Here is a 14,123-nt window from a genome sequence, read left to right on the forward strand (position 1 = left end):
TAATTGTAAAATATAGGATATTCAGTAGAATGAACACTAATTTATATTAGTTTTAAACAAATTAAACACTAAACTTATTATGAAGAAAATTTTACTTGCCATTGGGCTGGTATTTTCTACTACATTTTTGTTTGCACAGCAAACAACCTTCCCTGTTAACGGCTCTTTTGATACCAGACCTGGAATGTTTGCCTTTACCAACGCAACTATTGTAGTAAATGCCAACCAAACCTTATCAAATGCCACACTTTTAATTAAAGGACAAACCATACAGGGCGTTGGCGCTGGTTTGGCCGTACCAAAAGGTTATGTGGTAATCGATTTAAAAGGGAAATTTGTTTACCCATCGTTAATTGATGCTTTTACAAGCTATGGCCTGGCCGAAGCACCTGCACAACAACGGGGCTTTGGTGGTCAGCGACAATCTATTTTTGTTTCGACCAAAAAAGGTGCGTATGGCTGGAACGAATCCATCAGACCTGAAACGTATGTTAAAAATATTTTTTCTACCGATACTAAAAAGGCCGACGAATTGCGTAAAGCAGGTTTCGGAAGTGTTAATGTAATCAGTAGAGATGGCATTGCCCGTGGAGTGTCTGCAGCAGTAACTTTAAACGAAGGTGCAGATAACAGCGTTATTTTGAAAGACCAAACCGCAGCGAACTATTCGTTTAACAAAGGCACTTCATCTAATGATTACCCTACCTCACTCATGGGTTCGATTGCCTTATTGCGCCAAACTTATTACGATGCGCAATGGTATGGCAAACAAAAAGATGAGTATAACATCTCTTTGGATGAATTTGGCAAACAACAAACTATGCCGCAGATTTTTGAAGTTGATGGCTGGCAGAACATTCTCCGTGCAGATAAAATTGGCAAAGAGTTTGGCAAGAAATACATCATTAAATCAACCGGTGATGAATACCAGCGCATAAACGAGGTAAAAGCGACCGGAGCAAGCTTAATTATTCCATTAACTTTCCCTAAAGCTTATGATGTTGAAGATCCTGCGGAAGCCAGAAACCTGACTTTATCGCAAATGAAGGGCTGGGAACTTGCACCTACCAACCCGGCAAGCTTAGAAAAAGCAGGAATTAAATTTGCTTTAACTGCTTTTGGATTAGAGAACAGCCGCGATTTTTGGACGAACATCCGCACGGCGATAGAAAATGGCTTAACCGAAAAGCAAGCCTTACAATCGGTTACCGAAATACCTGCTTCATTGTTGGGTATCAGTGATAAAGTAGGTTCCCTTGAAAAAGGAAAAGTGGCTAACTTTTTAATCTCATCTGATAATTTATTTAAAAACGGAAACATTATTTTCGAAAACTGGGTTCAGGGCAAACGCTTCATCGTAAACAAAATGGATGTAAGTGATGTACGCGGCACTTACAACTTAAATGTTGATGGTGTTGGTGCTTTAACGCTAAAGATAACAGGAACAGGTGGCGGTTCTACCGCTGCAATTGAAAGATTGGGTACAGATAGCGTAAAAACCACTGCCACTTTTACCAGAAACGGAGATTGGGTAAGCATCAATTTCAATTTAAAGAAAAGTCCGAAAGGCGATATCCGCTTAAGCGGTTACATCACCTCTGCAAACCCGGTAACTATAAAAGGCGAATCGGCATTGGCTGATGGCACCAGCGGTAAATTTACTGCTACTTACAAAGAGGCCGCAAAAGATACTCCTAAAAAAGATGAGCCTAAAGCAACCTTGGCATTAGGCCCTGTTATTTATCCTTTTTCTGCCTTTGGGAGTACTGAATTACCTAAACAGGAAACCGTATTAATTAAAAATGGTACTGTATGGACGAATGAGAAAGATGGTGTTCTTTTAAATGCTGATGTACTTTTGGAAAACGGAAAGATTAAAGCCGTTGGTAAAAACCTTTCGGCAAGTGGTGCAAAAGTAATTGATGCTACGGGCAAACACGTCACTGCCGGTATTATTGATGAACACTCGCACATTGCCGGTGCTGGTGGCATTAATGAAGGTGCGCAATCGGTATCTGCCGAGGTTCGTGTTGCCGATATTATCAACTCTGAAGATGTGAACATTTACCGCCAGCTGGCCGGTGGTGTTACCACTTCGCATATCCTGCATGGCTCGGCTAACCCAATTGGCGGTCAGTCGCAGTTGATTAAACTCCGTTGGGGTAAATCGCCCGAAGATTTAAAATTTGCTGGTGCTGATGGTTTCATCAAGTTTGCCCTGGGCGAAAATGTTAAACAGAGCAACTTTGGTACTGGTGCACGTTTCCCGGTTACGCGGATGGGGGTAGAGCAAACTTTTGTAGATGAGTTTACCCGCGCAAAAGAGTATGCAAAAGCAATTTCGGTTAAAGGCAATAGTGTACGTAAAGATTTAGAGCTAGATGCTATTGTAGAAATCCTGAACAATAAACGTTTCATTACCTGCCACTCTTATGTACAGAGCGAAATTAACATGTTAATACATGTTGCAGATAGCTTAGGATTTAAAATAAACACTTTTACGCACATTTTAGAAGGTTATAAAGTGGCCGACAAAATGAAAGCACATGGCATTGCAGGCTCTACCTTTTCTGATTGGTGGGCATATAAAAACGAAGTTGCCGAGGCCATTCCCTACAATGGAAAAATTATGCACAACGTGGGTATTACTACAGCCTTTAACTCAGACGATGCCGAAATGGCACGCCACTTAAACCAGGAAGCAGGAAAATCGGTATTGTATGGTAACGTGCCTGAAGAATATGCGCTTAAATTTGTAACGCTTAATCCGGCCAGAATGCTTCATATTGATGATAAAGTGGGCAGTTTAAAAGCTGGTAAGGATGCCGATGTGGTAATATGGACAGCCAACCCACTTTCTATTTATGCCCGCGCTGAAAAAACATTTGTTGATGGTATTCCGTATTGGGACATTGATAAAGATGCCTTGGTGATTAAAACACAACAGGCAGAAAAAGCCCGCCTGATTCAAAAAATGTTGGATAGCAAAAGTAAAGGCGGCCGCACACAACGCCCAATGGGTGATGCACCACGATTATACAATTGCGAAACTTTAGAAAACTATTCTGCAGAATTAACCGAGAAAGAACATGCACACTAACATGAAAACATATTTATTCAGTCTGGCTTTTTCGGCTTCGAGCCTGATGTGTTTTGCGCAGGCAAACATTTCGCCAGCCAAAAAACAAAGTAAAACGATAGCCATTACCGGTGCCACAGTACATGTAGGTAATGGAACAATAATTGAAAATGGCACCATCCTTTTTGGTAACGGTAAAATTATTTCGGTTACGGCCAATGGCCAGGTACCACAAGATGATGTGTTACGTATTGTAGCTACTGGCAAACACATTTACCCGGGCTTTATTGCCGCTACTACAAATTTAGGCCTAACAGAAATTGAAGCGGTAAAAGCAACATTGGATTTTCAGGAAATCGGCGATTTTAATTCGCACATCCGTTCGATTGTAGCGTATAATACCGATTCGAAAGTTCCGGCCACGTTGCGCAGCAATGGGGTGTTAATGGCACAGCCAACTCCACAGGGCGGTACGGTTTCGGGCAGTTCATCAGTTGTGCAGCTCGATGCCTGGAACTGGGAAGATGCAGCACTTAAAACGGATGACGCCATGCACATGACCTGGCCTGTTACGCCTCGTTTTAGAGGTGGTTTTGGAGGCTTCGGCCGGCCGCAGCAATCGCCAGAATCGTTAGCGGAAAGAACACAGGCAGCCATTGCGCAGTTAACCTCCTTTTTTGCTGAGGCTAAAGCTTATTCGGAAATGGGCAAACCAGAAGTGATTAACACGCGTTTCGAAGCGATGAAGAAAGTATTTGCAGGCAACGAAAAACTGTTTATCGCGGCCGATAGTCAGAAAGATATCGTTGCAGCTGTTAATTTCGCCAAAAAGTTTGGCATTACGCCTGTAATTACGGGTGCTGATGAAGCTTACCTGATTATCGATTTCTTAAAAGAGAACAACATTACCCTGGTGGTTAAACAGCCTCATGCTTTACCCAACAACAATGATGATGATGTAAATATGCCTTATAAAAACGCTGCTGTTTTGGCCAATGCCGGCTTAAACGTGGTATTGAGTATTGATGGTTACTGGCAACAACGCAACCTCCCTTTTATGGCGGGTACGGTTACTGCATGGGGTTTGGATAAAGAAAAAGCATTATCTACCATTACTTTAAATGCAGCCAAAGCAATGGGCGTTGATAAAATTACGGGCAGTATTGAAACCGGTAAAGATGCCACTTTCTTTATCTCGGCAGGCGATGCTTTAGATATGCGTACCAATAAAGTGGAACAAGCATTTATACAGGGCAGAGATATAAATCTTGATAACCTGCACAAACAATTGGATAAAAAATTCAGCGATAAATATACCGCCGAAAAGAAATAGCATTTTAATGGTTAACTGGTTAATTGTTTAAACCGGTTAATTGACTGTTAAAGCTTAAAATTAGAACGGCCGATATTAATTTACCGGCCGTTTTTTGTTTAATAACGATTTGGCTGGCTTTACGGCTGATCATCAAACGTCCATATCTGGACTAAAACACCAATTATAAAATTGGCTCCCTAGGATTCGTCCCGATGGGACGATCTGTGAATATTACAGTCTTATATCGTCCCATCGGGACGAATCCCAGGTGGAAAAAACATGGTTGTTTTTTCCGTTCCGTAGGAACGTTTCATACTTATAATCAAATCTCAGTAAGTTCAAGCGCCTCTTTACTAAATTTTAAATAGACAACGGTTAGTTTTGTACCTACCGAATAACGGGAATAATCTTTGGGTTTTACCCTGATTCTTATTTTATCTTTTTTAGCTGGTCCGGCAAAAGTCAGGTATTCTGCATGTTCTGTTTTATCACGGTTGATCACTACACTAATTAATTTGTTTTTACCCCTGGCTTTATCCTTTTTCCAATTGGCACTATCGTAGCTCATTACCAGCCAGGCAAAGCAATAGCAAAAACCATACATAGCAAAGCCCGCACCTACAAATAAAATATAATCGTAGTACTTAAAATCTGCAAAGTGGTCTTTCAACAGTAGCGCAGTAAAAGCCATCAATAAAAATATACTTCCCCCTAAAACCATTGGGAGAACCTTTTTAACTCCTTCTTCCATACTTGCTATATGCTTTAGATCTTCATCATTTAAAGGTATATTTTCTTCTAACTGTATTTCCATATCCATCGGTTATCATCGGTGCCCCCCAACACTAAATAGATTTGCTTTACAAGTAAAATTAAGTGATTAATATTAATTTAATCATTATTGGTAAAACCAAGATAATTTATTCAATTGCTGGCGCACGCGCGATGCGTGTGCCAACGTTAAGTATTATATTTTTTCCTATATTTAAATCATAATCATCTCTATAAAAAACCATACCCCACCAACCCTCCCAAGGTTAAAATGGTTTATTCGTATTAATTTATAAAAGTTATACATGCTTTTGCTCATGCACTGGCAATAAAAAATACAGAAATGAGCCGTAAATATAAATTCCATAATAAAGAGGGATTATACTTTGTAAGTTTTGCCACAGTATATTGGTTGGATATTTTTGTTAGACGCATATACTGCGACATTTTTGTTGATTGCTTAACTTATTGTACAAAAAACCTTGGTTTGGAACTCCACTGCTGGTGTATTATGACAAGTCATGTGCATTTAATATTTAGTGCAAAAAACAATAATCCAGATAAGCTGCTCGGTAGGATAAAAGAATATACTTCCAAACAAATTGTGAAGGCCATTAAAGAGAATGGTAAAGAAAGCAGAAAAGAATGGCTGCTGTGGATGTTTAAGCGGGCAGGCTCAAAAAGCAGTAACGTTACAGAATATCAATTTTGGCAACATAACAATCAACCTATAGAATTATGGAGTGCCGAAGTTATTGAGCAAAAGGCCAATTACCTGCACGAAAATCCGGTTGTTGCTGGCTATGTTAACGAGGCCTGGCATTGGAAATACAGTAGCGCGATAGACTATAGCGGAGGTAAAGGATTGATAGAATTGAATGAACTTTAATTTTTTTTATAGCACACGCGGCAGCGTATGCTAAATTATTAAAGTAGCACACGCGGGACGCGTGCGCTAGCGAAAGTTAAATACAACCGAAGCGCTGGCGCACGCGTCCCGCGTGTGCTTAAGCGTAAGGTTAACATTAATTTAACACTCAGGGGCAGTATTAATTTATGAGTAACATTTTATTTTAACATCAGCCTATAAAAAGGGCAATCACTAAACCATTTCATAATATTAAATCTAATTCGGCTTAACACCACATTAACATCTTTGTCATCATAAAAAATCAGAAAAATAATCATGATGAAAAATTTACTTATTGCAGTGTCGCTACTGTTTTGCATTGTCTACAACCGGGCAAGTGCGCAAACCACGCAGGCATCAATCTCTGGTATTATAACCGATCAACAGAAAAAGCCTATTCCCGGGGTTTCTGTACAGATCAAAAACAACTCTACAGGGTTTACCACCAAAACCTCTACCAATGCCCAGGGCGAGTACACTTTTAAAGAGCTTCCTTTGGGTGGGCCATATTCGGTAAAAGCAGTTTATGTGGGTTTTGGCGAGCAAACCAGAAATGGCTATATGTTAAACCTTGGCGATGTGGTTAAGGTGGGTATCACCATGCAGGAAGCTTCACAAGATTTAGAAGCCGTGCAGGTAATCGCTTCAGGTTTAAGAAACAAAGTTCAAAACTTTGGTGCTTCTACAGAAATTTCTGCTAAAACAATGAACCAATTACCTGTAAATGGGCGTAACTTTTCCAATTTAATGGATTTATCTCCGTTAAGTCGCGGCGGCAATATATCGGGCCAGTTGGGTTCATCTACAAATTATACCATTGATGGTATGAATGCTAAAAACCCAACATCAGCTGGTAGTACAACCAGTAGAAGTGGTGCGCCATACTCAATTTCTATTGAGGCTGTTCGTGAGTTTAAAGTAGTAACCAACCAATACGATGTAACTTTGGGTAGAGCCGGTGGAGGTACCGTAACTGCAGTAACCAAATCGGGTACAAATACAGTAAGTGGAAGCGCATTTGGTTACGGAAGGGCTGATTGGTTATCATCACGTTATGATATCAGAGGCGTAAAGCGCGATAACGATTTCTCTACTTATCAATACGGTTTTACGTTGGGTGGACCGATTATTAAAGATAAATTACATTATTTCGTGGGTTTAGATCATCAGAAAGATGCCCGCCCATTAATTATTGCCGATGTAAATGGCCCTGCTGATGAAGCCCGTTTCAGAATTACGAACAGTACTTTAGCACAGTTTTTGGATGTTGCACGTACTAAATATGGCGTAGCAAACACCCCTCAGTATGGTTCTTTCGATAAAAAACGTGGATCTGATGCTGCTTTTGCCCGTTTAGACTGGCAAATTAATGATAGAAATTTGTTAACCATTCGTGATAATTATACGAACGACAGAAACCCATTAGGTTTGGCTGATAATACTGCGATTAACTTCTACGAAAGTTATGGTAACGATAAAAACGTTGACAATAATTTATTGGCAACTTTACGTTCAACCATCAGCAGCAAAATTACCAACGAATTAAAAATACAGCATTTATATACTTACCAGGCAAGTACGCAGAATGATGAATTAACGGGTGCCATTCCAAGAGCAATTGTAGGAAACATAAAATCAGACCTTGCTGATGGTACCAAGGGAATTTCTACTGCGATCCAAATTGGTGGCCACCGTTTCGGGCAGGAAGGTTTTACCAATAATGTTTTTCAATTAGTAGATAACTTTTACTATAATACCGATAAGGTTAAATATACATTTGGTGTTGATGTAATGTATACCAATGCAAAATCGCTTTATGGTAGTGAGGTAAACGGCCGTTTCGAATATTCAACTTCTCAGATTCAGGATCCTGCTTTTCCAAACGACCCTACAAAAAAGATCGAAGTACCGGCAATTACAAACTTTAACAACCTTGCGCCAAATAGATTTTACCGCGAAGTACCATTGGTTGCAGATCCAACTGTTAAAGCCGGCATTTGGAATGCCGCTGTTTACGGCCAAATGCAAACCAAACTGGCTAAAGGTTTAGATTTTATAGGTGGCTTACGTATCGATTACAGCACGTATCCTAAATCGCCGCTTAACCAACAACTTTTTGATGCCATTGGCGTAAGAACGGATAATGAGTTAAAACAATTTTTAATTCAGCCAAGAATCCAATTTAACTGGGATATTAACGAAAACAGAACAGATTTTGTACGTTTTGGAGCAGGTATCTTCGGTTCGGATGTGAACAATTATGTAACCATTAACAACTTAACCTTTGATGGTAAACACTTGGCAACAGTTGATGTTTTTGGCAAAGATGTACCCACACCAAACTTTATAGGTTATAGAAATGGTTCTGTTGCTACCCCTTCATTAACAGCTTTACAGGTACCAACGATTAATACTTATGCCGAGGATGCAAAAATTCCAGTGGTTTATAAAGCCAACTTATCATACAGTAAATTAATTACCGATAAACTTAAGGTTGGCATTACGGGTTATGCAACCCTTGGCCGTAACAACTACATGTATGTAGATAAAAACATGGCAGGAAATCCTTACTTTACCCTGGCTAATGAAGGTAACCGTGGTGTATTTGTACCAACTTCGAGTATCACAGCAAGCAATGGTGTTGCCGATTGGAAAGGCGGACGTTTAACCAACCAGTTTGGCCGTGTGTTAGAATTAAACAGTAAAGGGAAAGTAAATCAGTTCGCTGTAGTTTTAGATGCGACGTGGAATTATTTTAAGGATGGAGAAATCTCGGCGAGTTATACTTATAACGATACAAAAGATAATACATCATATAATGGCAACGTGGCAAACTCTGCTACCTTATCTTTGCCTGTTAAAGATGATCCGAGAGATTTAAGCAAAATGTCTTATTCAGATAATCAATTCCGCAATAAGGTTGTTATTTATGGCACCTCGCCAAGTTTTTATGGCTTTAGGTTAGGTGTTCGCTACTCTGGTATTGGTGGAACGCGGTATAGTTTGTTGGCAGGCGGCAATATCAATGGTGATTTTGTGGCTACAAACGATTTGGCTTATGTGTTTGACAGAAACAATCAAACTGTACCTGCAAATGTTCGTACAGGCTTACAAACGTTATTGGATAATCCAAACGCAAGCCAAAGTTTAAAAGATTATATCAATAAATACTCTGGTGAGATAGCAGAGCGAAATGGCGGTGTGAATGACTTTTTTGGCATTGTTGATTTAAAGTTAAGTTATCAACTTCACCTTAATAAAAAGCACAGTATCGAATTCTCTGGCGATGTATTTAATTTTGCAAACCTGCTTAACAAAAAATGGGGCGTAAATGAAACTTTGGGCAACCAGGCTTTATATGCGGTTAGCGCATTTGATACCGCAAACAAAGCTTATACTTATCGTGTAAACAACACTGGTATTGTTACCCCATCGGGCAACCCTTGGCAAATACAAATCGGTTTACGTTACGGTTTTTAATTAAATATTAGCTAAGTATCTTAGCTTAAAGTCATAAAAAAGGGGAATGGATTTTTATCCGTTCCCTTTTTTTATGTTTGCATTTATAAACAACAAAACTTAATGGGATTATTACTTAACTACCTGAAACACCACAAGTGGATTGTGGCTTTGGCGCTCTTGCTGGCAGGTATAAATATTGGCTTTTCACTCTTAGATCCATACATCACAGGTCGAATTTTAGACCGTTTTATCAATAAAAAAGATTCGCTTACTTACAGCCAGTACCTTTGGGGCTCGTTGGGCTTAATCGGTTTGGCAATTGGTGCGGCAATGGTTTCGCGTATTGCTAAAAACTTTCAGGATTATTTTACCAGTGTAATTGTACAAAAGGTGGGTGCAAAAATGTATGCCGATGGTTTACAGCACTCATTAAAATTACCTTATCAGGTTTTTGAAGATCAACGTAGCGGCGAAACCCTGGGTATTTTGCAAAAGGTACGCTTAGATTCGGAGAAGTTTATCACTGCTTTTATCAGCATCCTTTTTGTAAGCCTAATCGGAATGATTTTCGTAATCGTGTATTCGGTTTCGGTAAGTTATAAAGTTACTTTGGTTTATTTCTCTGCCATTCCGATCATCAGTTTTGTGAGCTGGTTTTTAAGTCGCAAAATTAAAACCATACAACGTTCTATCGTTGGCGAAACCACTGCTTTAGCGGGTTCAACCACCGAATCATTAAGAAATATCGAACTGGTTAAAAGTTTAGGATTGGCCGATCAGGAAATAGAAAGGCTAAACAAAACCACTTACAAAATTTTAGGCCTGGAGCTTAAAAAAGTAAAATATGTGCGCAGTATGAGCTTTGTTCAGGGTACTACGGTAAACCTGGTGCGCAGTACAATGGTGCTGGTTCTGCTGTTGCTTATTTTCGATAATTCTATTACCGCCGGACAGTATTTTTCATTTCTTTTTTACTCCTTCTTCCTTTTTGGCCCATTGCAGGAGCTTGGTAATGTAATTTTAACCTGGCGTGAGGCTGAAGTATCATTAGGGAACTTTAAAAAGATTTTGAGTACACCAATTGATAAGAAACCGGAGAACCCTACTTCGATTACCAAAATTAAAGACCTTACTTTTAGCGATGTAGGCTTTAAACACCAAACGGCGAACAGAAATGCTTTAGAAAACATTTCCTTTAAAACACATAACGGCCAAACCATTGCTTTTGTTGGTCCGTCGGGTTCAGGCAAAACTACATTGGTTAAATTGCTCGTTGGCTTGTATCAACCAAAAGAAGGGGAAATTTTATACAATGGCATTCCGAGTAATGATATAGATCTTGATGCCTTAAGGGAGAAAATTGGTTTTGTAACACAGGATACGCAATTATTTTCGGGTACGATTAGAGAAAACCTATTGTTTGTAAATCCTAATGCAACCGATGAGGAATGTTTTAAAGTATTGAACCAGGCAGCCTGCCAAACTTTACTGGCACGTGCAGATAAAGGTTTAGATTCGTTAATCGGCGAAGGTGGTGTTAAGGTTTCAGGAGGCGAAAAACAACGTTTATCAATTGCGAGGGCTTTACTGCGCCAACCTGATATTTTGGTTTTTGATGAAGCCACTTCCTCTTTGGATTCGATTACAGAAGAAGAAATTACCAAAACCATCCGTTCGGTTTCAGATTTAACCGACCACATTACGATATTGATTGCCCACCGCTTATCGACCATTAAACATGCCGATAAAATTTACGTTTTAGAGAAAGGCCATATCATTGAGCAGGGGCGCCATGAAGAGTTAATTGCACAAAATGGTTTATATCAGGCCATGTGGCGCCAACAAATTGGCGAGCGAGTTGTTGAAGCTTAGGAACAAAAAATTATTGTTATGTTACTAGCACAGGTTGAAAGCAATCAGATTGCGATGGTTATTATTATTGCGGCCATACTTTGGCTGGCATTAATATTAGTGGCATTGTACCATATATCGAGAAACAGCAACATTGGTTTTTCGGTTAAAGTACTATGGTTTATCATTATCCTCTTGGCTCCTTTTTTGGGTTCGATCATTTACTTGATGTGGGGCAAGAATAAGAAGTTTTAATTGATGGTATAGTTTGTATCATTATCTCAATGGTCTGTGTGCTCACAGACCATTTGTTTTTTACCATTAAAAATTTTAGAGTTGTCAACTTTCTAGCAACCGCGCTATTAATTTGACAACTCTTTTTCAATCCCCACAGACCATTTATTATTTTACCATTTAGAATTTAGAGTTGTCAACTTTCTGGCAAACGAGCTATTAAAGTTGACAACTCTTTTAATTAAATCCCCATGGTCCGTGTCTCCACAGAACATTTATTATTTTACCATTAAGAATTTTAGAGTTGTCAAATTTCTAGCAATCGCGCTATTAATTTGACAACTCTTTTAATTAAATCTCCATGATCTGTATCCCCACAGACCTTTTATTTAGAATTTTAGAGTTGTCAACTTTCTGGCAACCGCGCTATTAATTTGACAACTCTTTTAATTAAATCCCCATGGTCTGTGCCCCCACAGACTATTAATAATTTACCTCCAAAAACAAAGGCACAATGGTTTTCTCTTTTTTGCATGAGGGATAGCAGTGGAAATCCTTTTTTTGATCCTTCATAAAAAAAAGATTGGAACGTATAGCCCGACCCTTGCGCAGCTTGGGGCATGCCCAAAATCATCTACAAAAATATTCTTATCATATCTTATCCCCATGGTCTGTGTCCCCACAGACCATTAATAAATTACCTCCCAAAACAAAGGCACAATGGTTTTCTTTTTTTGCATGAGGGATAGCAGTGGAAATCCTTTTTTTGATCCTTCATCAAAAAAAGATTGAACGTATAGCCCGACCCTTGCGCAGCTTGGGGCATGCCCAAAATCATCTACAAAAATATTCTTATCGTATCCTATCCCCATGGTCTCTGTCCTCACAGACCATTAATAATTTAYCTCCCAAAACAAAGGCACAATTGTTTTCCTTTTTTTTTGCATGAGGGATAGCAGTGGAAATCCTTTTTTTGATCCTTCATCAAAAAAAGATTGAAACGTATAGCCCGACCCTTGCGCAGCTTGGGGCATGCCCAAAATCATCTACAAAAATATTCTTATCGTATTTTCTTTATTCGATTAATCCGCTTTAGTAGTATGCTCATTAATATCCTGCAGACTCAGCTTGGTTAACGATTTCGTTTTTAACCAAGTAATTCCGGCAATGGCGAGCGTCATTGTTCCACCAAAAACCACTGAAGGGATGGTACGCATCAGCTTCGCGGTGAGGCCTGATTCGAATGCGCCAATTTCGTTAGATGAACCAATAAACATACTGTTTACGGCCGAAACCCGTCCTCGCATTTCATCGGGGGTTAACAATTGCATAATTGTAGATCTGATGATTACGCTGATGCTATCGAAAGACCCCTCCAGAAATAAAAAAAAGAGTGTGAGGTAGAAATTTTTAGATAAGCTCCAGCAGATGATGCTTAAGCCGAAACCTGTTACGGCGATTAGTAAATTGCGCCATGGTTTGTTCATTGGCGAAAAGCGCGTCATGGCGAGCATGGTAAATACTGAGCCTGCAGAAACCGCAGCCCGCATAAAGCCTAAACCTTCGGGCCCAACTTTTAAAATATCGTTGGCAAATACAGGCAATATTGCCACAGCTCCTCCGAAAAATACCGAAAAGAGATCTAAACTCATTGCCCATACCATCATTTTGGTTTTAAATACAAAGTTTATCCCTTTCAGCAAACTTTCTTTAATATTTTCTTTGGGTATAAACTGTGGAGGATGCACTTTTAAGAAGAAAATACAAATCAGCGCAATAAATACGAAAGTTATAATAACCATGTAAGTAACGGTGATGCCGAAGAAACCGTAGGTAATGCCACCAATTGCCGGCCCTAAAATGGAAGCCATTTGCCAGCTTGAGCTGCTCCAGGTACTTGCATTGGGATATAGCTCTTTAGGCAAAATTTGCGCCATTAAAGAAAATGTAGCCGGACCAAAAAATCCTCTGGCAATGCCCATCCCAAATACGAGTACATACATGATGAGGGCTACAAGGTTTACCTTAAAATTAAATAAGGTGAAGATGATATTGAATTGCTGAAGGTTAAATTGCGAAAGGGTTACCAGCAACATAATGATGGTACAAATAAATACCCCTATAAATACTTTAAGCAGTAAGCCTCTTTTTTCACTTTTATCGGCTACATAACCTCCATATAGTGCAATTCCTATGGCGGGTATGGCCTCACAAAGACCAATAAAACCGAGTGCCAATGGATCTTTTGTAACGTGATAAATATAAATTCCAAGTACTACCGCCTGCATCTGGTAGGCAAAAGTGAAGAAAAAACGCATGCCTAAATAAGAGCGGAACTCTCTAAAACGCAATGCTGCGTAAGGATCGTGTTTTGCGATAACGGAGTTGGGATCTGAATCTGCCACAGGAAAAAAAAGTTATATGCAAAACTACGTTATGAAAATTAAAAACAGGAATGGATATACAATAAGATTATTCTTTTAGCTATTTAAAGGTAAAGT

At 39.3% G+C, this 14,123-nt stretch carries 8 protein-coding genes; 6 read left to right on the forward strand and 2 right to left on the reverse strand.

Translation table 11 applies throughout. The features are described 5' to 3' along the window. Positions 1–79: 79 nt before the first annotated feature. A complete protein-coding gene (locus ASE74_RS12090) occupies positions 80–3,100 on the forward strand; it encodes an amidohydrolase family protein (RefSeq protein ID WP_055909117.1) in 3,021 nt (1,006 codons plus the stop codon). Position 3,101: 1 nt separating this feature from the next. Further along, positions 3,102–4,412 carry an amidohydrolase family protein gene (locus ASE74_RS12095; RefSeq protein ID WP_055909119.1) on the forward strand — a complete coding sequence of 437 codons (1,311 nt, stop codon included), beginning with the start codon at positions 3,102–3,104 and terminating at the stop codon, positions 4,410–4,412. 304 nt (positions 4,413–4,716) lie between these two features. Here ASE74_RS12095 and ASE74_RS12100 read toward each other — a convergent pair whose 3' ends face one another. Further along, positions 4,717–5,208 carry a hypothetical protein gene (locus tag ASE74_RS12100; RefSeq protein ID WP_157255408.1) on the reverse strand — a complete coding sequence of 164 codons (492 nt, stop codon included), beginning with the start codon at positions 5,206–5,208 and terminating at the stop codon, positions 4,717–4,719. Positions 5,209–5,508: 300 nt separating this feature from the next. On the opposite strand from ASE74_RS12100, the gene ASE74_RS12105 reads away from it, so the two are divergent. From ASE74_RS12105 to ASE74_RS12120, 4 genes are all read left to right on the forward strand, one after another. Then, entirely contained in the window at positions 5,509–6,054 is a 546-nt protein-coding gene (locus ASE74_RS12105; protein WP_055909126.1) for a transposase, read from the forward strand. A gap of 297 nt (positions 6,055–6,351) precedes the next feature. Continuing rightward, positions 6,352–9,555: a TonB-dependent receptor gene (locus ASE74_RS12110; RefSeq protein WP_082458752.1), complete on the forward strand. Its 3,204-nt coding sequence runs from the start codon at positions 6,352–6,354 to the stop codon at positions 9,553–9,555. 102 nt (positions 9,556–9,657) lie between these two features. Further along, positions 9,658–11,409, forward strand: coding sequence for an ABC transporter ATP-binding protein (locus ASE74_RS12115; protein ID WP_055909133.1), 1,752 nt, complete (start codon positions 9,658–9,660; stop codon positions 11,407–11,409). Between the two features lie 18 nt (positions 11,410–11,427). After that, positions 11,428–11,643 carry a PLDc N-terminal domain-containing protein gene (locus ASE74_RS12120; protein WP_055909134.1) on the forward strand — a complete coding sequence of 72 codons (216 nt, stop codon included), beginning with the start codon at positions 11,428–11,430 and terminating at the stop codon, positions 11,641–11,643. Positions 11,644–12,704: 1,061 nt separating this feature from the next. Here ASE74_RS12120 and ASE74_RS12135 read toward each other — a convergent pair. Next, a complete protein-coding gene (locus ASE74_RS12135; RefSeq protein WP_055909140.1) occupies positions 12,705–14,027 on the reverse strand; it encodes an MFS transporter in 1,323 nt (440 codons plus the stop codon). Positions 14,028–14,123: the final 96 nt, after the last annotated feature.

Source organism: Pedobacter sp. Leaf216 (genome assembly GCF_001421515.1).
Taxonomy (GTDB): domain Bacteria; phylum Bacteroidota; class Bacteroidia; order Sphingobacteriales; family Sphingobacteriaceae; genus Pedobacter.

Excerpts from the sequence above, each read along its gene's own strand:
- ASE74_RS12090 (WP_055909117.1), top strand. The coding sequence starts at position 80 with ATGAAGAAAATTTTACTTGCCATTGGGCTGGTATTTTCTACTACATTT.
- ASE74_RS12095 (WP_055909119.1), top strand. The coding sequence starts at position 3,102 with ATGAAAACATATTTATTCAGTCTGGCTTTTTCGGCTTCGAGCCTGATG.
- ASE74_RS12100 (WP_157255408.1), bottom strand. The coding sequence starts at position 5,208 with ATGGAAATACAGTTAGAAGAAAATATACCTTTAAATGATGAAGATCTA.
- ASE74_RS12105 (WP_055909126.1), top strand. The coding sequence starts at position 5,509 with ATGAGCCGTAAATATAAATTCCATAATAAAGAGGGATTATACTTTGTA.
- ASE74_RS12110 (WP_082458752.1), top strand. The coding sequence starts at position 6,352 with ATGATGAAAAATTTACTTATTGCAGTGTCGCTACTGTTTTGCATTGTC.
- ASE74_RS12115 (WP_055909133.1), top strand. The coding sequence starts at position 9,658 with ATGGGATTATTACTTAACTACCTGAAACACCACAAGTGGATTGTGGCT.
- ASE74_RS12120 (WP_055909134.1), top strand. The coding sequence starts at position 11,428 with ATGTTACTAGCACAGGTTGAAAGCAATCAGATTGCGATGGTTATTATT.